This window comes from Protofrankia symbiont of Coriaria myrtifolia, assembly GCF_900634755.1.
Classification (GTDB): Bacteria; Actinomycetota; Actinomycetes; order Frankiales; family Frankiaceae; genus Protofrankia; species Protofrankia coriariae.
In genome coordinates this window covers 1-21,358 of the sequence record NZ_CAAAFS010000228.1, presented here as the reverse complement: position 1 = coordinate 21,358, position 21,358 = coordinate 1, and the positions used below count along the sequence as shown (strand labels likewise).

Annotated in this window: 20 protein-coding genes; 19 read left to right on the top strand and 1 reads right to left on the bottom strand. The window is 69.5% G+C overall.

All coding sequences use genetic code 11. The annotated features are described in order from the left end of the window. Positions 1–512: 512 nt before the first annotated feature. From CM1CMNOD_RS12885 to CM1CMNOD_RS12795, 19 genes are all read left to right on the top strand, one after another. Positions 513–2,291, top strand: coding sequence for a 2-oxoacid:acceptor oxidoreductase subunit alpha (locus CM1CMNOD_RS12885; RefSeq protein WP_431307089.1), 1,779 nt, complete (start codon positions 513–515; stop codon positions 2,289–2,291). Further along, entirely contained in the window at positions 2,284–3,318 is a 1,035-nt protein-coding gene (locus tag CM1CMNOD_RS12880) for a 2-oxoacid:ferredoxin oxidoreductase subunit beta (RefSeq protein ID WP_013874050.1), read from the top strand. Before CM1CMNOD_RS12885 ends, CM1CMNOD_RS12880 begins: the two co-directional genes overlap by 8 nt. Positions 3,319–4,194: 876 nt before the next feature. Next, the gene (gene nifV / locus CM1CMNOD_RS12875) at positions 4,195–5,388 is read left to right on the top strand and encodes a homocitrate synthase (protein ID WP_241250325.1); all 1,194 of its coding nucleotides are present in this window, start codon (positions 4,195–4,197) and stop codon (positions 5,386–5,388) included. A gap of 261 nt (positions 5,389–5,649) precedes the next feature. After that, positions 5,650–6,522 (top strand): nitrogenase iron protein, encoded by an 873-nt coding sequence (gene nifH / locus CM1CMNOD_RS12870; protein WP_013874048.1) that lies wholly within the window; start codon positions 5,650–5,652, stop codon positions 6,520–6,522. A 33-nt stretch (positions 6,523–6,555) separates the two neighbouring features. Beyond that, positions 6,556–8,004 (top strand): nitrogenase molybdenum-iron protein alpha chain, encoded by a 1,449-nt coding sequence (gene nifD / locus CM1CMNOD_RS12865; protein WP_013874047.1) that lies wholly within the window; start codon positions 6,556–6,558, stop codon positions 8,002–8,004. Between the two features lie 113 nt (positions 8,005–8,117). After that, the gene (nifK, locus tag CM1CMNOD_RS12860) at positions 8,118–9,641 is read left to right on the top strand and encodes a nitrogenase molybdenum-iron protein subunit beta (RefSeq protein ID WP_013874046.1); all 1,524 of its coding nucleotides are present in this window, start codon (positions 8,118–8,120) and stop codon (positions 9,639–9,641) included. Between the two features lie 143 nt (positions 9,642–9,784). After that, positions 9,785–11,335, top strand: coding sequence for a nitrogenase iron-molybdenum cofactor biosynthesis protein NifE (gene nifE / locus CM1CMNOD_RS12855; RefSeq protein WP_013874045.1), 1,551 nt, complete (start codon positions 9,785–9,787; stop codon positions 11,333–11,335). Next, on the top strand, positions 11,335–12,726 hold the full coding sequence (gene nifN, locus CM1CMNOD_RS12850) for a nitrogenase iron-molybdenum cofactor biosynthesis protein NifN (protein ID WP_013874044.1): 1,392 nt from the start codon (positions 11,335–11,337) through the stop codon (positions 12,724–12,726). Before nifE ends, nifN begins: the two co-directional genes overlap by 1 nt. Further along, a complete protein-coding gene (gene nifX / locus CM1CMNOD_RS12845; protein ID WP_013874043.1) occupies positions 12,720–13,118 on the top strand; it encodes a nitrogen fixation protein NifX in 399 nt (132 codons plus the stop codon). The genes nifN and nifX overlap by 7 nt, the downstream gene beginning before the upstream one ends. Further along, complete coding sequence (locus CM1CMNOD_RS12840) at positions 13,115–13,600, top strand: NifX-associated nitrogen fixation protein (RefSeq protein WP_013874042.1); 486 nt, start codon at positions 13,115–13,117, stop codon at positions 13,598–13,600. The genes nifX and CM1CMNOD_RS12840 overlap by 4 nt, the downstream gene beginning before the upstream one ends. Then, entirely contained in the window at positions 13,587–13,796 is a 210-nt protein-coding gene (locus CM1CMNOD_RS12835) for a CCE_0567 family metalloprotein (protein WP_013874041.1), read from the top strand. Before CM1CMNOD_RS12840 ends, CM1CMNOD_RS12835 begins: the two co-directional genes overlap by 14 nt. Further along, the gene (nifW, locus tag CM1CMNOD_RS12830) at positions 13,793–14,170 is read left to right on the top strand and encodes a nitrogenase-stabilizing/protective protein NifW (RefSeq protein ID WP_013874040.1); all 378 of its coding nucleotides are present in this window, start codon (positions 13,793–13,795) and stop codon (positions 14,168–14,170) included. Before CM1CMNOD_RS12835 ends, nifW begins: the two co-directional genes overlap by 4 nt. After that, the gene (locus tag CM1CMNOD_RS12825; protein WP_013874039.1) at positions 14,170–14,466 is read left to right on the top strand and encodes a nitrogen fixation protein NifZ; all 297 of its coding nucleotides are present in this window, start codon (positions 14,170–14,172) and stop codon (positions 14,464–14,466) included. Before nifW ends, CM1CMNOD_RS12825 begins: the two co-directional genes overlap by 1 nt. Further along, the gene (gene nifB / locus CM1CMNOD_RS12820; RefSeq protein ID WP_013874038.1) at positions 14,463–16,139 is read left to right on the top strand and encodes a nitrogenase cofactor biosynthesis protein NifB; all 1,677 of its coding nucleotides are present in this window, start codon (positions 14,463–14,465) and stop codon (positions 16,137–16,139) included. The genes CM1CMNOD_RS12825 and nifB overlap by 4 nt, the downstream gene beginning before the upstream one ends. Further along, complete coding sequence (locus CM1CMNOD_RS12815) at positions 16,136–16,732, top strand: iron-sulfur cluster assembly accessory protein (protein WP_013874037.1); 597 nt, start codon at positions 16,136–16,138, stop codon at positions 16,730–16,732. Before nifB ends, CM1CMNOD_RS12815 begins: the two co-directional genes overlap by 4 nt. A 43-nt stretch (positions 16,733–16,775) precedes the next feature. Further along, on the top strand, positions 16,776–17,375 hold the full coding sequence (locus CM1CMNOD_RS12810; protein WP_013874036.1) for an iron-sulfur cluster assembly accessory protein: 600 nt from the start codon (positions 16,776–16,778) through the stop codon (positions 17,373–17,375). 19 nt (positions 17,376–17,394) lie between these two features. Continuing rightward, complete coding sequence (locus CM1CMNOD_RS12805; protein ID WP_013874035.1) at positions 17,395–18,297, top strand: HesA/MoeB/ThiF family protein; 903 nt, start codon at positions 17,395–17,397, stop codon at positions 18,295–18,297. Next, entirely contained in the window at positions 18,294–19,502 is a 1,209-nt protein-coding gene (locus tag CM1CMNOD_RS12800; RefSeq protein WP_347176490.1) for a cysteine desulfurase family protein, read from the top strand. The genes CM1CMNOD_RS12805 and CM1CMNOD_RS12800 overlap by 4 nt, the downstream gene beginning before the upstream one ends. Positions 19,503–19,955: 453 nt before the next feature. Further along, positions 19,956–20,243, top strand: coding sequence for a hypothetical protein (locus CM1CMNOD_RS12795; protein WP_013874033.1), 288 nt, complete (start codon positions 19,956–19,958; stop codon positions 20,241–20,243). 445 nt (positions 20,244–20,688) lie between these two features. Here CM1CMNOD_RS12795 and CM1CMNOD_RS12790 read toward each other — a convergent pair whose 3' ends face one another. Beyond that, positions 20,689–20,943 (bottom strand): hypothetical protein, encoded by a 255-nt coding sequence (locus CM1CMNOD_RS12790; RefSeq protein ID WP_131772586.1) that lies wholly within the window; start codon positions 20,941–20,943, stop codon positions 20,689–20,691. Positions 20,944–21,358: the final 415 nt, after the last annotated feature.

Genomic DNA, 21,358 nt, shown 5'->3' with positions numbered 1-21,358 from the left:
GCTCTACAGGGGGTAGCGCTGGGGTGGGCCGGTTGTGGGGAAGTCGCGTGGAAGATGCGGGAAACCGCCGCGGGACGAACCGGCCCGGGCGGGTGGGCCGGTTGCCGGGATGATGTGAACCTTCGCCGTGACGAAACAGACCGGCTGTCCCCGGCGCCGGGGAAACGTATTTCGGTCATTACTTCCCGAAAGTCCCGGGGTGGCGGCCGCGGGCGGGTGTCACGATTGTTTTTCCGCACGTCCACCCATATATGTGATGGCGTTGTTGTCGAAATACCGTGACCGATGCCGCGCGGGCTGTGAGACGGCGATTTGACACCGCGAAACACGCTGGAAGCAATGCCTCCGTATAAGAAAGGACGGGCAGGCCTGACGGCCGCTCTACCCACGGTCGAACCGTGGGTATGCCTCTCGCCGACCGTCGGTCATTGAGGAGGTCCACGTACGTGGCCAAGCAAATCCAGCATCTGGACCGGGTGGCAATCCGGTTCGCCGGTGACTCCGGCGACGGCATGCAGCTCACCGGCGACCGTTTCGCCTCCGAGACCGCCATCCTGGGGAACGACCTGTCCACCCTTCCCAACTACCCCGCCGAGATCAGGGCGCCATCGGGCTCGCTGCACGGTGTGTCCAGTTTCCAGGTACATTTCGCCGCCCACGACGTCCTCACTCCAGGGGACTCGCCGGACGTCCTGGTGGCGATGAACCCGGCCGCGCTGCGCGCCAATCTCGCCGACCTGCCGCCCAATGCGGAGATCATCGTCAACACCGACGAGTTCACCACCCGCAACCTGGAGAAGGTCGGTTATACAAGCAACCCGCTGGAGAACGACTCGCTCGACGGGTTCACCGTCCACCGGGTGCCGCTGACGTCGGCGACGATCGCCGCCCTCGCCGACTTCGAGGTCTCCAAGAAGGACGCCGAGCGGGCGAAGAACATGTTCGCGCTCGGCCTGCTGTCCTGGATGTACAGCCGGCCCACCGAGGGCACGGTGGAGTTCCTCAGGCAGAAGTTCGCCAAGAAGCCGAAGATCGCCGCCGCGAACGTGGCCGCCTTCCAGGCCGGCTGGAACTACGGCGAGACCACCGAGGACTTCGCCGTCCGCTACGAGGTCAAGCCCGCGAACCTGCTGCCCGGCACCTACCGCAGCGTCAACGGCAACTCCGCGCTCGCCTACGGCCTGGTCGCCGCCGGCCTGCGTGCCCACCTGCCGGTCTTCCTCGGCGCCTACCCGATCACCCCGGCCTCGGAGATCCTGCACGAGCTGTCCGCGTACAAGCGCTACGGCGTGACCACCTTCCAGGCCGAGGACGAGATCGCCGCGGTGGGCTCGGCGCTCGGCGCCTCCTACGGCGGCGCGCTCGGCGTCACCTCGACGTCCGGCCCGGGGCTCGCGCTGAAGACCGAGACCCTCGGGCTCGCGGTGATGCTGGAGCTGCCGCTGGTCATCGTGGACGTGCAGCGCGCCGGCCCGTCGACCGGCCTGCCGACCAAGACCGAGCAGTCCGACCTGAACATCGCCCTGTTCGGCCGGCACGGTGAGGCGCCGCTGGCGGTGATCGCGGCCCGCTCGCCGGCGGACTGTTTCTACGCGGCGCTGGAGGCGGCGCGCATCGCGCTGACCTACCGGATGCCGGTCATCCTGCTCTCGGACGGCTACCTGGCCAACGGCTCCGAGCCGTGGCTGCTGCCGGACCCGGCGGACCTGCCCGACCTGCGGGTGGAGTTCGCCACCGAGCCCAACGGGCCGGACGGTAAGTTCCTGCCCTACCTGCACGACCCGCACACGCTGGCCCGCCCGTGGGCGGTGCCGGGCACGCCCGGTCTGGAGCACCGCGTCGGTGGCCTGGAGAAGGCCGACGGCACCGGCGCGGTCTCCTACGTGCCGGCCGACCACGACCTGATGATGCGGCTGCGCGCCGCCCGGGTCGAGGCCATCGACGTGCCCGACCTGGAGGTCGAGGACCCCACCGGGGACGCCCGGGTGCTGGTGCTCGGCTGGGGCTCCACCTACGGACCGGTCGGCGCGGCCTGTCGCAAGCTGCGGGAACGCGGGGTGTCCATCGCCCAGGCGCACCTGCGGCACATCTCGCCGCTGCCGCGCAACGTCGGCACGGTGCTCGCCGGCTACGACCGCGTCGTCATCCCCGAGATGAACCTCGGGCAGCTCGCCCACGTGATACGCGACCGCTACCTGGTCGACGCCGTGTCCTACAACAAGGTCAACGGCCAGCCGTTCACCTCGGCGGAGCTGGAGACGGTCCTGGAGGAGGTCGTGCGCAATGACTGAGGTCCCGCTCAAGCTCACCGCCAAGGACTTCCGGTCGGACCAGGAGGTCCGCTGGTGCCCGGGATGCGGTGACTTCGCGATCCTGTCGGCGATCCAGTCGTTCATGCCGGAGCTGGGCATCCCCCGGGAGCGGATCACCTTCGTCTCCGGGATCGGGTGTTCCTCCCGTTTCCCGTACTACCTCAACACCTACGGGATGCACTCGATCCACGGCCGGGCGCCGGCGATCGCCACCGGTCTCGCGGTCTCCCGCCCGGACCTGTCGGTGTGGGTGGTCAGCGGTGACGGCGACGCGCTGTCCATCGGCGGTAACCACCTGATCCACGCGCTGCGCCGCAACGTCAACATCAAGATCCTGATGTTCAACAACCGGATCTACGGGCTGACCAAGGGCCAGTGCTCGCCGACCTCGGAGTTCGGCAAGGTCACCAAGTCGACGCCGGTCGGCTCTCGGGACACCCCGTTCAACCCGATCGCGGTGGCGCTCGGCGCCGAGGCGTCGTTCGTGGCCCGCACGATCGACTCCGACCGCAAGCACCTGCACTCGGTGCTGCGGGCCGCCGCCGCGCACCAGGGCAGCGCGTTCATCGAGATCTACCAGAACTGCGCCATCTTCAACGACGGCGCGTTCGACGTGCTGAAGGATCCCGCCAGCCGCGACTCGGTCCTCGTCCGCCTCGAGCACGGCAAGCCGATCACCTTCGGCGCCACGGGGGAGAAGTGCGTGGTGCGCGAGCCGCGCGGCTTCGGCCTGGAGGTCGCCGACACCGCCAGCGTCCCGCGCAGCGAGATCATCGTGCACGACGAGACGGTGCCTGGGCCGGCCTACGCGTTCACCCTGTCCCGGCTGTCCGACCAGGATCTCAGCAACACCCCGATCGGGGTGTTCCGCCGGGTGGGCCGGCCCACCTACGAGTCGATGGTCCAGGAGCAGAACAGCGTCGCCCGTACGAGTGCCACGGACACCGCGCCTGACAACCTGCTCACCGAACTGCTGCACACGGGCAACACCTGGACGATCCGCTGAGCTCCTGATCCGCCGGGCCGTCGATCCACCGCCGCGCCGATCAGCCGTTTCGCCGGTCCGGCACCTGACCGATTCGGTGATCTGGTGATTCGGTGATCGGCCGGGCCCCTGGCTCACCGGCGCGCTGACCGGCCGAGCCGTCCAGCCATGTGATTTCCGGCGGACGGTGCTCACGGACATGTTCCGGTTTCCGCCCCACCGGCGTTCCCCGGTCGCCCGCGTCCAACGGACGCGGCGGCCGGGGGACGCCTTTGTCGTTTCCGGCCTGTTCGCGGCGGGCCGTCCGTGTCCGGGCCGTTCGCGCGGGCGGGGCCGCCCACCGTTGGCGGACGGCTTCGCGCGTTCTTCCCGGCCAGCGCTGCCAGGCCGTGCCACAACGGTCGCCCGGACCCACGGGCCGGAATTTCCAGGCCATCCGAACAATGGGCCGGGTAATAGGTCACCGGCGTCGGAACGTTCGTCCCAGAAGTCACCGAACATCGTATTCGGCAACAGATCAGGGATGTAAAAAAATGGTTCGGCACGTTGTCGGATCCGATCGCCGAAAATTGCTGACGGGTAGGCTGCCGACTACCCGGGACCCAGGTGGTGACCAGCATCCACACCATTGGTCCCAGGCCTTTTGGCCACCTGGCCCAGGCCTCTTCTGCTATTCGTCCCGGAATCGCGGATCGGGGGCAGAAGTAACTGGGAAGATACGGCGCTTAAAGCGCCCGAAACAACGGTCAGCGACATTTCTAATCGCGACACCTCAACGGTGAGGATCGCGGGACCGCCCACCGGCGGATCGCGGATCGCGGGTCCGGCATCAGGTAACTGGCCGGCACCGGGTAACTGGCCGGCACCGGCTCGGCGCAGCGTCATCTTCCCTGTTCGGTGCGACTGACGGAGGGCACGCATGATGTGGAGCACGACATCGTGATCGGGTTCTGTGACACCACGTTGCGCGACGGTGAGCAGGCCCCGGGCGTCGCCTTCACCGCCGAGGAGAAGCTCGCCATCGCGTCCGCTCTCGATCGGGTGGGAGTACAGCAGATCGAGGCGGGCGTGCCGGCCATGGGGCCGTCCGAACGCGAGATCATCCGCCGTGTCGCGGCGGCGGGTCTGCGGGCGGAGGTCACCGCCTGGTGCCGGGCCGTGCGGTCCGACGTCGACGCGGCGGCGGCCTGCGGGGTACGGCGGGTCCACGTCAGCATTCCCGTGTCCGACCTGCACCTGCAGTACAAGCTCGGCCGTGACCGGGCATGGGCGCGCAGCCGGATCCTCGACTGTGTCGCGCACGCCCTCGACCGTGGACTGGTGGTCGGGGTCGGGTTCGAGGACGCCTCGCGGGCGGACGACGGCTTCGTCGCCGACCTCGCCGGCGAACTGTCCCGGGCCGGTGTCGACCGTCTGCGCTGGGCCGACACCGTCGGGATCCTCGAGCCCGCCGGGGCGTACGAACGGCTGTCCGCCCTGGTGGTAGCCGCCTCGGCCGCTCCGGCCGTCTGGGAGATCCACGCCCATGACGACTTCGGGCTGGCCACCGCCAACACGCTCGCGGCGGTCAGCGCCGGTTTCGGGTTCGTCAGCACGACGGTCGCCGGGCTCGGGGAACGGGCCGGCAACGCCGCCTTCGAGGAGGTGGCGATGGCGCTGCGTCATCTTCTCGGGTACCGGATCGATCTGGACACCACGGCGTTGCGCGCGTTGGCCGAACTGGTCTCGGGCGCGGCGCGGCGGCCGCTACCCGCCGGGAAGGCGATCGTCGGGGAGTCGGCGTTCGTCCACGAGTCGGGTATTCACGTGGACGGCGCGCTGAAGGCTCCGAGGCTCTACGAGCCCTTCGACCCCGCGGAGGTCGGCGCGCGGCGCCGGCTGGTCGTGGGCAAGCACGCGGGACGGGCGTCGCTGCGCCACGCCCTGCGTGAGTACGGGATCGACGCCGACGAGGGCGTTCTCGGATCTGTCCTGGACGGTCTGCGATCGCACGTCGCGACGCTCAAGCGGCCGCTGTGCTCCGGTGAGGTCCGCGACCTCTACGAGCTCACGGCGGCCAGCCTGGCCGCCGGCGCCGGCGTCGGTTCCTGAACGAATACGGCACGGAACAGCGCACGAAATACCGCACGAAATACCGCACGAACACCGCGCGAAAACGGCATGAGAAGCACGACGGCGGTATCGCGGCGCGGGACCTGTTCCCGCGGGCAGCAGCATCGCCGCAGGCACCAGACAGGTACCAGGACATGCGCTGGACATGTACCGGTTCCCGGGCGCGGAGCGCTTCGGCGAACCAGCACCGGTTCTTCCACAGTGACGCACGCTCAAGCGTGCGGTGAGGAGCACACACCCATGAGGCAGCTCGCGTTCTACGGCAAGGGTGGTATTGGTAAGTCCACCACTCAGCAGAACACGATGGCCGCACTGGCTGAGCGGGGCAACCGGGTCATGATCGTCGGTTGTGACCCGAAGGCGGACTCGACCCGTCTGATCCTGCACTCCAAGGCCCAGCACACCGTCATCGAGAAGGCCGCGGAGAAGGGCTCGGTGGAGGACCTCGAGCTCGAGGAGGTCCTGCTCGAGGGCGCGTGGAACATCCGGTGTGTCGAGTCGGGTGGCCCGGAGCCGGGTGTCGGCTGCGCCGGCCGAGGTGTCATCACCGCCATCACCTTCCTGGAGGAGAACGGCGCCTACGAGGACCTCGACTTCGTCACCTACGACGTCCTCGGTGACGTCGTCTGTGGCGGGTTCGCCATGCCGATCCGCCAGGGCAAGGCCCAGGAGATCTACATCGTCACCTCCGGTGAGATGATGGCCATGTACGCGGCGAACAACATCGCCCGAGGCATCCTCAAGTACGCCCACAGCGGTGGTGTCCGCCTCGGTGGGCTGATCTGCAACAGCCGTAACACCGACCGTGAGGACGAGCTCATCATCGAGCTCGCGCGGCGCCTGAACACCCAGATGATCCACTTCGTTCCGCGTGACAACATCGTCCAGCACGCCGAGCTGCGCCGGATGACGGTCATCGAGTACTCGCCCGAGGCGAACCAGGCGAACGAGTACCGCGAGCTCGCGCGCAAGATCGAAGAGAACGACATGAAGACCATCCCCACCCCGATCAGCATGGACGAGCTCGAGGAGCTCCTGATCGACTTCGGGATCATGGAGCAGGAGGACGAGTCGATCGTCGGTCAGAAGGCCGCCTCCACCGTCGGCGCCTGACCGCTCGTCCCCGCACACCCAGAAAGGTCTGTCATGACTCCGCCCGTGACGTCTGCCGAGACGCAGGCGATGATCGACGACGTCCTCTCGGCCTACCCGCCCAAGGTCGAGAAGGACCGCCAGAAGCACGTCAAGCCCAACGACCCGGGCGGGGCGAAGGAATGTGAGGTCAAGAGCAACGTCAAGTCCCGCCCCGGGATCATGACGCTGCGTGGCTGTGCCTACGCCGGCTCCAAGGGTGTGGTGTGGGGCCCGGTCAAGGACCTCATCTCCATCAGCCACGGCCCGGTCGGCTGCGGCCAGTACACCTGGGGCACCCGGCGCAACTACGCCAACGGGCAGCTCGGTGTCGACAACTTCACCGTCATGCAGATCACCAGCGACTTCCAGGAGAAGGACATCGTCTTCGGTGGCGACAAGAAGCTCGCCGCTATCCTGGACGAGCTGGTGGAGCTCTTCCCGCTGGCCAAGGGCGTCTCCATCCAGTCCGAGTGCCCGATCGGCCTGATCGGTGACGACATCGACGCGGTCGCCACCGCCGCGACGAAGCGGCTGGACCTGCCGGTCGTCCCGGTCAAGTGCGAGGGTTTCCGCGGGATCAGCCAGTCGCTGGGCCACCACATCGCCAACGACGCGATCCGTGACCACATGCTGGGCACCCGGGAGATCGCCGAGCAGACCCCGTACGACATCACGCTGCTCGGTGACTACAACATCGGCGGTGACGCCTGGGCCTCCCGGAAGATCCTCGAGGACATGGGCCTGCGGGTGATCGCCCAGTGGTCCGGCGACGGCACCGTCAACGAGATGGCCACCGCCCACCTGGCCAAGCTCAACGTGCTGCACTGCTACCGCTCCATGAACTACATCGCCACCACGATGGAGGAGCGCTACGGCACCCCGTGGACCGAGTTCAACTTCTTCGGCCCCACGAAGATCGTCGAGTCGATGCGGAAGATCGCCGAGTTCTTCGACGACACCATCAAGGAGAAGACCGAGGCCGCCATCGCGCGGTACCAGCCCTTCTTCGACAAGGTGCGGGAGACCTACCGGCACCGGCTCGAGGGCAAGACCGTCATGCTCGCCGTCGGCGGCCTGCGCCCGCGCCACACCGTCGGCGCCTACGAGGACCTCGGCATGCAGATCATCGGGACCGGCTACGAGTTCGCCCACAAGGACGACTACACCCGTAGCTACCCCGAGCTCAAGCAGGGCATCGTGGTCTACGACGACCCGACCGCCTACGAGATGGAGGAGTTCACCCGCCGTCTCAAGCCGGACCTGGTCGGCGCCGGCATCAAGGAGAAGTACGTCTCGCACAAGATGCGGACGCCGTTCCGTCAGATGCACTCCTGGGACTACTCCGGTCCGTACCACGGTGTCGAGGGCTTCGCGATTTTCGCCCGGGACATGGACAGTGCCGTCAACAACCCGTCATGGGACCTGTTCGACGCGCCGTGGGTGAATTCCAAGAAGAGCTGATTTCCCCGCGGAAGACGTGTCTTTCGCCTGTGGCTTCCCGCGAAAGGCACGTCTTCCGCTCGTAATTCCCCGCGGAAGACGTGTTCTTTCGCCCGTGAACCGGAGGATCGCTGGTGTCCACCAACCCAGACGCACTTGTGGTGCGAGACCACAACACACTGTTCAAGGGCCCTGAGTACCAGGAGCAGCGCGAGCGCAAGAAGCAGTTCGAGGCCGGCTCCTCGCCGGCGGAGGTCGCCCGGGTCGCCGAGTGGACCCGGTCGTGGGAGTACCGGGAGAAGAACTTCGCCCGGAAGGACCTCTCGGTCAACCCGCTGAAGGCGTGCCAGCCGCTGGGCGCCGTGCTCGCGGCCCTCGGCTTCGCCGGGACCCTGCCGCTGGTGCACGGCTCGCAGGGGTGCACCTCGTACTTCCGCGGCCACCTCTCGCGGCACTTCAAGGAGCCGGTGCCGACGGTGTCCTCGTCGATGACCGAGGACTCGGCGGTCTTCGGGGGCCTGAACAACCTCATCGAGGCCCTCGGCACCGCCGTGCATGTGTACAAGCCGGACATGGTGGCGGTGTCGACCACCTGTATGGCCGAGGTGATCGGCGACGACCTGCAGAACTTCATCGCCAACGCCCGCACCAAGGGCGCGATCTCCGAGACCATCCCGGTCCCGTATGCGCACACCCCGAGCTTCGTCGGCTCGCACGTGCTGGGCTACGACAACATGCTGCGCGGCATCCTGTCGTACCTGACCGAGGGCAAGAAGGGCGCGTCCAACGGCACGGTCAACATCGTGCCGGGCTTCGACCCCTACGTCGGCAACATCCGGGAGCTCAAGCGGCTGCTGACCGTGCTCGGCGTCAAGCACGTCGTGCTCGGCGACCACAGCGACAGCCTCGACTCCCCGGCGACCGGCGAGTACCACATGTACCCGGGTGGGACTCCGCTCGCCGTCGCCGCCGACTCGATCAACGCCACCGCCACCGTCTTCCTGCAGTCCTTCGGCTCCAAGCGGACCAGGGAGATCGTGGGCGGGTGGGCCGGCGAGACGGTGACGGTCAACCCGCCGATCGGCATCGGCAACACCGACGTCTTCGTCACCGAGATCGCCCGGGTGGCCGGGGTCGGGGTGCCGGACGAGATCACCGCGGAGCGCGGGCGGCTGCTCGACGCGCTGACCGACTCGCACGCCTACCTGCACGGCAAGCGGGTCGCGATCGCCGGCGACCCCGACTTCGTCACCGGGATGCTCGGCTTCCTGCTGGAGCTGGGCATGGAGCCGATCCACGTGCTGGCCACCAACGGGGACGAGACCTGGGCCAACCAGACCCGGGAGCTGCTGGCCGCCAGCCCGTTCGGCCGGCAGGCGACCGTCTGGCCGGGCAAGGACGGCTGGCACCTGCGGTCGCTCGTGCACACCGAGCCGGTCGACCTCATCGTCGGCTCGACCCATCTCAAGCACCTCGCCCGTGAGGCGAACGTGCCGCTGTTCCGGGCCGGTTTCCCGATCTTCGACCGGCACCACCTGCACCGCTTCCCGATCTACGGCTACACCGGTGGCCTGGCGCTGCTGACCCAGCTGGTCAACCTGTTCCTCGACGAGCTGGACCGCAACGCGCCCGACCACAGCTTCGACATCGTCCGCTGACCGGCACCATCCGCTGACCGGCACCATCCGCTGACCGACACCATCCGCTGACCGACAGTGTCCGCTGACCGGCAGCGGGTGCTGACCGACACCATCCGCTGACCGGCACAGCGTGCTGACCGACACCGTCCGCTGAGGTGAAAATGGCTGCCCTGACGAAGATCGACGCCGCGGTACTCTTCGACGAACCGGCGTGTGACCACAACCGCGCCAAGGAACCCAAGGCCCGCAAGACGGGCTGCTCCCGGCCGAAGCCGGGCGGCACCGCCGGCGGCTGCGCGTTCGACGGCGCGATGATCACTCTGGTTCCGATAGCCGACGTCGCCCACGTGGTGCACGGCCCGATCGCCTGTGCCGGCAACTCGTGGGACGGCCGGGGCAGCCTCTCCTCAGGCCCGACGCTCTACCGCCGGGGCTTCGCCACCGACCTCGGCGAGCAGGACGTGGTCTTCGGCGGCGAACAGCGTCTCTACGACACCATCGTCGAGGCCGCGCGCCGCCACCGCCCGCCCGCGGTCTTCGTGTACGCCACCTGCGTCACCGCGATGATCGGCGACGACGTCGACGCGGTGTGCGCGGCGGCGGCCACCGCGACCGGCATCCCGGTGGTCCCGGTGCACTCGCCGGGATTCGCCGGCAGCAAGAACTTCGGCAACCGGCTCGCCGGCCAGGCCCTGCTCGAACACGTCATCGGCACGGTGGAACCGGCGTTCACCACGCCGTATGACGTGAACCTGGTCGGCGAGTACAACATCGCCGGCGAGCTGTGGGACGTCACCCCGCTGCTGGCGAAGCTCGGCATCCGGGTGCTGGCGAGCGTCAGCGGTGACGGCCGCTACGCCGACGTCGCCGCCGCCCACCGCGCGAAGGCGACGATGGTCGTCTGCTCGCGGGCGCTGCTCTCGCTGGCCCGGGGCCTTCAGGACCGCTACGGCATCCCCTGGTTCGAGGGCAGCTTCTACGGCGTCCGGGCGATGCGCGACACCCTGCGCGGATTCGCCCGCGTCCTCGGCGACAAGGAGCTCTCCTGGCGGGCGGAGGAGCTCATCGCCACCGAGGAGGCCGCCCTGGCGACGGCGCTCGCCCCCTACCGGGAGCGGCTGGCCGGCGCCCGGGCGGTGCTCTACACCGGCGGGGTCAAGAGCTGGTCGCTGGTGGCGGCGCTGCAGGACCTCGGGGTGGAGGTCGTCGCCTCCGGGGCCACCAAGAGCACCGAGGACGACGTCGACAAGATCACCGAACTGCTCGGTGAGGACGGGATCGTCGTCCGCAACGGCACGCCCGCCGAACTGCTGCGGGTGGTCGCCGACACCCAGGCCGACATCCTGATCGCCGGTGGCCGCAACCAGTACACCGCGCTCAAGGGCAGGCTGCCCTTCCTCGACGTCAACCAGGAACGCCACCACGCCTTCGCCGGCTACCCCGGAATGATCGAACTTGCCCGGCGGCTGGATCTGGCGCTGTCCAGCCCGGTCTGGGAGCAGGTCCGGGCGGACGCGCCCTGGGGGGACGAGCCGGATCCCACCGGCCCCACCGGCCGCCCGGGAGGCTCGGCCGCCAGCGCCGGTGGCACTGCCGCCGACGCTGTCACGGCCGCTGTCACGGCCGCCGACGCGGCCGCCGGCGCGGCCGCGGGCGGCGGCTTCGAGGACGGCACCGACGACATCGACGACAGCGATCCCGAGGTCTTCTGATGGCCCGCGTCACCACCGGCGGACACCGGGCCGCCTTCGACCCGCTCAAGCACAGCCAGCCCCTCGGCGGCGCGCTGGCCTTCCTCGGCCTGGCCCGCTGCATCCCGATGCTGCACGGCGCGCAGGGCTGCTCGGCGTTCGCCAAGGCCCTGCTCACCCGCCACTTCCGCGAGCCCATCCCGTTGCAGAGCAGCGCCATCAACGACGTCAGCGCCGTGCTCGGCTCGTCCGAGTCGCTGCTGGGCGCGCTGGACACCATCAACGAGCGGCAGCGTCCCGACATCATCGGGGTGCTGACCACCGGCCTCACCGAGGTCACCGAGGAGGACATGTTCGGTGTCCTCGGCGCGTCGAAGTACGCCCCGGGCTCCCGTGGCCCGCTGGTCGTCGCGGTGTCCACCCCGGACTTCCACGGCGGGCTGTCGGACGGCTGGTCCGCGGCGCTGCGGGGGATCGTCGCCGCGGTCCCGGCCACCGGGGTGACGGTTCCCGGCCGGGCCGCCGTGCTCGTCGGCCCGACGCTGACCGCGGTGGACATCGACGAGATCGCCGATCTCGTCCGGGCCTTCGGCCTCGACCCGGTGGTCGTCCCCGACCTGTCCGGGTCGCTCGACGGCCACCTCGCCGCGAACTGGTCGCCGGTGACCACCGGCGGGACGACCCTCGACGCCCTGCTGGGCCTGGCCGGCTGCGAGGTCGTCGTCGCGGTCGGGTCCGCGGCGGCCACCGCCGCCGGGGAGCTGGCGGTCAAGGCCGGTGCCCCGCTGATCGCCCACGACCACCTCAGCGGGCTGGCCGTCACCGACCTGCTGGTCACCGACCTGATCCGGCACACCGGCGCGACCGCCCCCGAGGCGGTTCGGCGCTGGCGCCGGCGGCTGGCCGACGGGCTGATGGACAGCCACTTCGTCCTCGGCGGGGCGAAGGTGGCCCTTGCGCTCGAACCCGACCAGCTTGTCGCGGTCGGTTCGCTGTTCTACGACGTCGGCGCCGAGATCGTCACCGCGGTGTCGCCGACGAACGCCGACGTGCTGCGGCAGGCGCCGTGGGAGGAGGTTGTCGTCGGCGACTTCGTCGACCTCGCCGAACGGGCCGCGGCGGCCGGCGCCGAGCTGGTCGTCGCCTCCAGCCACGGGGCCGACGCGGCCGCCGAGGCCGGCGCGGCACACCTGACGATGGGCTTCCCCGTCTACGACCGGATGGGCGCCCAGCTGCGCGCCACGTCCGGGTACCGGGGCAGCCTGCACCTGCTCGTGGACGCGGCCAACCGGCTGCTCGAACACCGTGAGTCACACCGTCCGTCGCGTCATCCGGCAGCCGCGGCGCCGACGGGCGCGGCGGCCGCCGAGCGCTTGGAGCAGGACGAGCACCTGGAGGAACTGGCATGTTGAAGGTCGCCTTCGCCACCAGCGACGGCATCGTCGTCGACCAGCATTTCGGCTCGTGCCGCCGGTTCGACGTCTACGAGGTGTCCGCGGAGCTCGCCTCGCTGTACGAGAGCCGGGTGCTCGACCCGGCCGTCGACGACGAGGCCGAGAAGATCGAAAGCCGGCTGGACGCCATCCGGGACTGCGCGATCCTGCACGTCGCCGCGATCGGCGGGACAGCCGCCGCGAAGGTGGTCCGGGCCCGCGTCCATCCGCTGAAGGTCACCGAGGACACCTCGATCGCGGACCAGATCGTCCGGCTGCAGCGGGTGCTCGCCGGCAACCCGCCGCCGTGGCTGCGCAAGCTGCTGCGCGCGAGCGGATCCGGCGCCACCCCCACCTGGAGCCCGCGATGACCATCGACATCACCGGTGCCGGCACCGGCGGCGCGGGTGTGGACGTCACCACCGGCTTCCTGCGCGACCTGATCGACCAGCTGCGGGCCGGGGACACCTACGGCCAGCTCGACCGCCTCGGCTGGGAGAAGCTGCTCAGCCCGTTCGTGCTCACCCCGCAGCGGCGCCGCGAGCTGGGGATCTCCTGTGATGTCGACCCGGCCACCGAGGGCCGGCTGCGCTCCTTCTACCAGGCGGTCGCCGCCGGCATCGAGAAGGCGACCGGCCTGGTCACCGGCTATCTGCTCGATCTCAGCCATGAGGGCTTCGGCCGGGTCACGGTGTTCACCGGCCGGCTCGTGGTCGTCTCCGAGGTGCTGCGTGACGCGCACCGTTTCGGCTTCGACTCCATCGACCATCTTGCCGGGCGCGGCGAGGCGCTGGTCGGCGCCGCCGCCGCGCTCGTGCGTGCCCACCCGGAGGTGGCCCGTGACGACTCCTGACGACATCCCCGAGCTGCGCACGAAGCTGAAGAAGCTCAACAGCCTCGCCACCCGTCTCAAGCTCGACCTGCACGACCTGGCCGAGGACCTGCCGGTCGGCTGGGAGCAGATCCTGGAGACGGCCACCGCGACCTACAACACCTACGTCGAGATCAACCGTCTCGAGCGCGAACTGGCGAAGGTGGACGCGGCATGACCGCGGCATCCGCCGAGCAGCTGCCACCCGCCGAGCAGCTGTCACCCGGCGAGCGGCTGGCGCGCTTCCGCCAGTGCGTCACCGCCGAGGACTACTTCCAGGCCCTGGACGTCCCCTTCGACCCGAAGGTGGTCGCGGTCAACCGGCTGCACATCCTGCGGCACTTCTCCCGGGCCGTGGCCCGGACGGACGCGGAGAACCCCGCTCCGCAGGAGCGGCTGGCCGCCTACCGTGCCGCCCTGGTCGCCTCCTACGAGGCGTTCACCACGGCCGGCGCGCTCGACCACCGCCTGTTCAAGGTCCTCGCCGACCGCGCCCCCCAGGCGTTCGTCGCCCTGGACACCGTCACCGTTGAAGCCGAGAAGAGGGCCTGATGGACGTCAGTTTCGAGGAACCGCCGCTGTCCGAGGCCGCCTACGACGTCGGCGACACCGTCGTGGCCGTCAAGGACCTGCGTAACGACGGCACCTTCCCCGAGCCGGGGATCAGCGTCGGGGACGTGCTGGTGGAGACCGGGACAGTCGGTCACATCCACGGTGTGGGCGTCTACCTGCAGGAGCACATCGTCTACGCGGTCGCGTTCAGCAACGGCCGGGTCGTGGGCTGTCTGGAGCGCGAGCTGGACCTGGTGACCGCCGCGCCGGGCCGGGAAGCGGGTGAGCGGCCATGACCCCCCAGCCGGCGCGGCCGGCGCCGGTACCGGCGCGCTCGATCCCCCTGACGGTGCTCTCCCCGGCCGAGGCGGCCGCGGCGGCCGCGGCCGCCTCGGCATCGGCGCCGGTGGCCGCTGCGCCATCGTCGCCGTCGCCGGCGGCGGGGTGCGCGTCCACCCAGGGATGCGGCACCAGCACGACCGGCCTGGATCCCGCGATCGCGGAGAAGGTCGCCAACCATCCCTGTTACAGCCAGGAGGCGCACCAGTACTACGCCCGGATGCACGTCCCGGTCGCGCCGGGCTGCAACATCCAGTGCAACTACTGCAACCGCAAGTTCGACTGCGCGAACGAGAGCCGCCCCGGCGTCACCAGCAAGCTGCTCACCCCGGAGCAGGCACTGGCCAAGGTCAAGCGGGTGGCCAGCGAGATCAAGCAGATGAGCGTGCTCGGCGTGGCCGGGCCCGGGGAGCCGCTGGCCAACGCGGGGCGCACCTTCCGCACGATGGAGCTGGTGGCCCGGGAGTGCCCGGACATCAAACTGTGTGTGTCCACGAACGGGCTCACCCTCGTCGACCACGTCGACCGCATCGCGGATCTCGGCATCGACCATGTGACGATCACGATCAACATGATCGATCCCGAGGTCGGCGAACGGATCTACCCCTGGGTGGCCTTCCGCGGTAAACGCCACACCGGCCGGGAGGCGTCGAAGATCCTTGTCGAGCGGCAGCTGGAGGGGCTCGCGGCGCTCACCGAACGCGGGATCCTGTGCAAGGTCAACTCGGTGATGATCCCCGGGGTCAACGACGAGCACCTGGTGGAGGTCTCCCGCACGGTCCGCGGCATGGGGGCCTTCCTGCACAACGTGATGCCGCTGGTGTCCGCCCCCGAGCACGGCACCCACTACGGCCTGACCGGGCAGCGCGGGCCGACCCCGCAGGAGCTCAAGGCGCTGCAGGACCGCTGCGAGGGCGACGACGGCGCGCAGATGAACATGATGCGCCACTGCCGGCAGTGCCGGGCCGACGCGGTCGGCCTGCTCGGGGAGGACCGCGGCGACGAGTTCGGCCCCGAGACCTACCTGGAGGGCGAGGTCACCTACGACCTGGCCGGCCGCCAGGAGGCGCACGCGGCGATCGAACGCTGGCGTTCCGACGTCCGCGCCACCCGGGAGGAGCTGCGGATCTCCGCCGGCGCGGCAAAGCCGGAACGCACGGTTCTGATCGCGGTCGCCACCAAGGGCGGGGGAGTGGTCAACCAGCACTTCGGCCACGCCGAGGAGTTCTGGATCTACGAGGCGGGCGAGCGGTGGGCGCGCCTGGTGGGCACCCGCAGCGTCGCGCGCTACTGCGAGGGCGCCTCCGAGTGCGATGACGAGGAGGAGAGCGGCAAGGGGGAGAGCGGTAAGGGATCGGTGCTCGACCGGACCGCCAGCATGCTGTCGGACTGCGCCGCCGTGCTGTGCAGCAGGATCGGTAATGGACCGCGGGAGACGCTGGCCGCGGCCGGGATCGAAGCCGTCGAGTGCTACGACATCATCGACTCCGTGGTCGCCACCGAAGGTGCGCGGCTTGCGGCGCAGGGTGCCCAACAGGCGGCGGACGACCTGTTCGAGGACACCCCGGACGAGCTGTCCGCCCCGCGCCCGCGGTCGGCCGGGCCGGTCGCGGCGAAGGTGGGATCATGATCACAAAATTGCAGGTCGTGCTCACCGAACGTGCCGGCGAGCAGGTCCGGGCGCTGCTCGCCCGCGACGAGACGACCACCGGCTACGGCCTTCGGGTCGGTGCGGAACCCGGCGGCTGCTCGGGCTACAAGTACAGCCTCGCGCTCGCGCCCGCCGCCGAGAAGGGCGACATCACCGTCCGCCAGGACGGGTTCGACGTGTTCGTCGCGTCCGAGTCCGCCTCGCTCGTCCACGGGGTCCGTATCGACTATGCGGAGTCGCTGACGTCGTCGGGTTTCGTCTTCTCCAACCCGCGCGCGGCGGATCCGTGCTCCTGCGGGTCGTCCTTCTCCGCGGACGCCGCGGAGCGTCAGGAGGGTGACGAAGATACCCTGTGGCGGCAGGTCGACGAGGCGATCCAGCAGGTAAGGCCGTTCCTGCAGCGTGACGGCGGGGACGTCACGGTCGTCGACATCACCGCGGGCGTCGTCTCCGTCCGCCTCACCGGAGCCTGCGGGGGATGTTCCGCTGCCCTGGACACGCTCACGGGCGTCATCGAGCGCCAGCTGAAGGAATCGGTGCCAGCGGTCGAGCGGGTCGTCCTCGCGTACTGACAACTCCGTCCGAGCGCATCTGAACGCATCTGGAGGTGGACCAGTGGATATCACGATCAGTTTCACCGAGCGGGCGGCTGGCCAGGTACGTGCGCTGCTCGATCGGGAGGGCGGCACGCCCACCGCCGGCCTGCGGGTCGGCGTCGACGGCAGCGGCGGCGGCTGCGCCGGGCACCGGTACCGGCTGGCCGTCGAGCCCGCGCCGAGCGTCGGCGACGTCGTCACCCGGGTGGCGGACTTCGACGTGTTCGTCGCCGCCGACGCGGTCGACCAGTTCGACGGCATGCGCATCGACTACAGCGAGTCACTGATGTCGTCCGGCTTCACCTTCTACAACCCGCATGCGCGTAGCCACTGTATGTGTGGCCCGTCGTTCGTCCCGCCCGTCCAGCCGGACGGGGTGGAAACGTCGCTGCTGCAGAAGGCGAACGTGGCGATCCAGCACATCCGGCCGCACCTGCAGCTGGTGGGCCGGGACGCCTCCGTGGTCGGGGTCGCCGACGGCGTGATCTCGGTGCGGCTGACCGGTATCGGCCTCGAACGCGAGGCCGACGTCCTCGAGCTGGTGAAAACGGTCGAACAGCAGCTCAAGGACGCCGTCCCCGACGTCCGACGGGTCGTCCCCGCCTCCGTGGGCCGGTAGCGGAAGGCAGGGGGACGGCATGGACATGCGGCGGTTCGAGCGTCAACTGACACTGAGCGGTTTCGGGCTACCGGGACAGGAGCGGCTGTGCGAGGCGACGGTGCTTGTGGCGGGTGTGGGTGGGGTAGGCGGCGCCGTCGCCACCTACCTGGCCGCGGCTGGCGTCGGGCGGCTGGTCCTCGTGCATCCCGGCGCCCTCGAGACACCCGACCTCAACCGACAGACGCTTATGCGACCCGACCGGGTCGGTGAGTCACGGGTGGCCTGCGCCGCCGGCACGTTGCGGGAGCACTACCCGGCCGTCACGGTCGAGGCGTGGGACCGGGACCTGTTCGACCCGCTCCTGCCCGGTCTCGTCGCCGGCGCGGACGTGGTAGTCGACGCCCGCCACAACTTCCCCGAACGGTTCCGGATCAACCGGATGTGCCTGGACCTGGGGGTGCCGCTGGTCTTCGCGGCCATGAACAACACCGAGGCCCAGCTGCTGACGGTGCTGCCCGGCGACCCGTGCCTGCGCTGCGTGTTCGCCGACGGCGACCCGGAGTGGGAGCCGCTCGACTTCTCGGTGCTCGGCGCGGTGGCCGGCACGGTGGGCTGCCTGGCCGCCATGGAGGTCATCAAGATTGTTTCCCGGTTCGGTGAGCCGTCCAGCGGGAAACTGCTCACCTTCGACCTGTGGGACATGGACTTCCGGTCGTTCCCGGTGGCCCACGACCCGCAGTGCGTCGACTGCGGGCCCGTCCGGCGGCAGCCGTCGCACCCCCAGCCGTACACGGTGCGCCGCGTCCCGCTGTCGGACGTGTCGGATGTGTCGGCAGGCGTGCCAGGCCTGGCGGACACGGCCGGCACAGCCGGGGCCGGTGGGCTGGCGGGGGCCGGGGCCGGCTCCTGCGTCCGGTGCGGTCACGACGATCCGCTGTGACCGGATCTCCCGTGACCCCGATGATCTACTGTGACTACAACGCGACGACCCCGGTCGACCCGCGGGTGCTCGACGCGATGCTGCCGCTGTTCACCGAGGACTTCGCGAACGCCTCCAGCGGGCATGCCGCCGGCCGCGCGGCCGCCCGCCTGGTCGAGCGGGCCCGCGAGCAGGTCGCGGCCCTGGTCGGCGCCGGCCGGCGCAGCGTCGTGTTCACCGGCGGTGCCACCGAGGCGGCCAACCTCGCGATCCACGGCGTCCTCGCCGGTGCCGAGCCCGGCCGTCGACGCGTCCTGGTGGCGGCCAGTGAGCACAAGGCCGTTCTCGCGGCGGCCGGGCAGGCCGCGCGGCTGCACGGCGGCTCGGTCGAGCTGATCCGGGTGCTGCGCGACGGCACCCCCGACCTCGATCATCTCGCCGCGCTGCTGTCGAAGCTGTCGGGGCAGGTCGGGCTGGTCGCGGTGATGGCCGCGAACAGCGAGACCGGCGCGATCGCGGACGTCCGGCAGGCCTGCCGGCTCACGCACGGCGCCGGCGCACTGTACCTGTGCGACGTCACCCAGGCCGCCGGCAAGATCCCCGTCGCCCTGGAGGCGCACGGGATCGACCTCGCCGTGCTCAGCGCGCACAAGATATACGGACCCAAGGGGGTGGGTGCGCTCGTCGCCAGCCGTCCGCTGCAGAACCGGCTGACACCGCTGATCGTCGGCGGCGGCCAGGAGCGGGGGCTGCGCAGCGGCACCATCAACAGCGCCGGCATCGTCGGGTTCGGCCGGGCCGCGCAGCTCGCCGCCGAGCGGCTGCCCGCCGACGCCGACCGGCTGCGCCACCTCACCGCGCTGCTGCACGGCCTGCTGACGGAGAAGCTCCCCGGCGTGGAGCTCAACGGCCCGAGCGTCACCCGGCTGCCGAACACGGTGAACCTGCGTTTCGCCGGGGCGGACGCCGACGCGGTGATGACGTCGATGCCGCAGGTCGCGGTGTCGGCAGGCAGCGCCTGCAAGGGTTCGAGTACCGAGCCGTCCCACGTGCTGACGGCGATGGGGCTCGACACGACCGCCGCGTTGGAAAGCCTGCGCTTCAGCCTCGGCCGCCCCACCACCGAGGACGAGGTACACGCGCTGGCCACCCACGTTGCCACCGCCGTCACCCACGTCCGCTCCCTGCACACCCACCCCCACACGACCCTCCGCGCCCACACCTGACCAGCGGTCCGGCCGCGTTCCCCGGGACTGTCCGGGCGGCGGTGTAACGGGCAGTGGTGTAACGGGCTGCGGTGGTCAGGCGTTTCCGCAGGTCACGACCTTCATCTCGGGAACAGGGATCAGGACTTCCTGGCGCTCCCCGTTCCCGGCCGGCCTGACGCACCTTTCAGGGGGTCGGACCCGAGCCGGGGCCACCTGATGGATGCGGCCTGCGGCCACAGCACCGTCAGAGCCGAAGGCGTAGGTGAAAACCGTCGTTGTATCGCCCCATTTCGTGGGTCTCGCAGGTCACGGGCGTGCCGTTCCTTGTTGATCTCACCGTTTCGCCGTAATCGATCATCCGGCGGACGGTTCCCGGATCACACGCCGGAACGGCAGCGACCCGGAGTCGGTGCGCCAACACCCACTCCGGGTCTTGATCCCCAACCCTACGGACACAGGAGTCAGAGACCCATGGACACGATCCCAAACAGTCGTCGGCCCGGTCGTAGCGGGTCGCACTTCAGCGGCCTGTTGATGGCGCACCTGGCGGAGTCGGCGCGCGTCGAACTGCCCCCGCCGGACTCGGACCTGTTCATCCTGCGACCGGCACTCGTGTTGCCGGCCGGGGTACAGATCTGCGTGGACATCGCCAGCACGGACGCGGACGCGGCCACCTGGTGGACGTCGCTCGCGGTAGAGGCCACCTACGCGTCGCTGTGGCACAAGAAGCGCAACCGGACCGGGCCATACTCCCACTGATAATCGTGGTCGTGGCGGTGCCGGCTGCGTGAGCGGCACCGCACCCGATGGCCGATGATCGAACCCTGTCGGTCACTGGCCATCGGGCGGCAGGGGGTTGATGTTGTGTGTGGCCTACGGTCATGGCTCCGGCTGAGCTGATCTCCTCCGTCGGTCGGGCAGGCAACGCCCTACCCCGGGTTCTCCCGGCCGCGCAAGGGCCGCCGGATCCACTCTCGTCCGGGTGGCCGTGCGGCCCTTGCGCGGCTGGGAGGTTCCGGGGTAGCCCTTGGGGGTGCCCGTCCGGCGGAGGCGATCAGCGGACGTGCGCGCTTCCCCTCCCCTCCGGACGGGAGGGCCGGGGGCTGGGGCGGAGCCCCGGAGAAGTCTCTACGGACATTTGGTACCGCTTCTAAGCCGTCTGGCTACGCTGTGACGCAACGCGTCAACGCCTCACCGGTTCAGGTCATGATTGATCGCGTGTATCTGGGTTCAGAATTGAAGACTCCGACGCCATGATCGCGATATCGGTGGGTTTGACGTTGAGACGTGCCGCGAGGTCGGCAGGGGTTGCGCCTGCCGTGAGAGCTTCATGAAGGGCTTTGTCTCGAATGTGGCGTGCGTCGAGGCGGTGAGTGGACAGTATCCACATGAGCCGATCGGCTTCGGCTGCACGAGCCATCGGGTCGGTTATTTCATGGAGATCGTCGAGTTCACACATGACGCGATTATGAGCGATGAGTAGAAAGATGACTACTCAATGTTCAAAAAAGACAGAGGGTGTGGACCGGATTTCGGTTGGCGCTTTCGGCTTCCATCGACCTAGCATTACTCGAAGTGAATGATCTGCTACTTGCGGTTCTGGTTGATGGGCCCTTCCGTGGCGGAACATACGCTGTCACAGCCGGCTCAATTTTGTTTTTCGGACGGTCCTGGCTTAATCCCGATCCGGTGATCTATCTGCCGACAGGAACGGTCATTGAGACCGAGGAAGGTGAAGCCCTGGTCATGCGGGTCGTCGTGCCTCGTGCGCCCTCCCGCCGCCGATGATCCGTGTGTCCGGCTGGCTGCGGTCGACAATTCATCGGCGAGGCCGGGTGGACGGCGGGGGCCGCGACGGGCCGACGTGCCAGGGC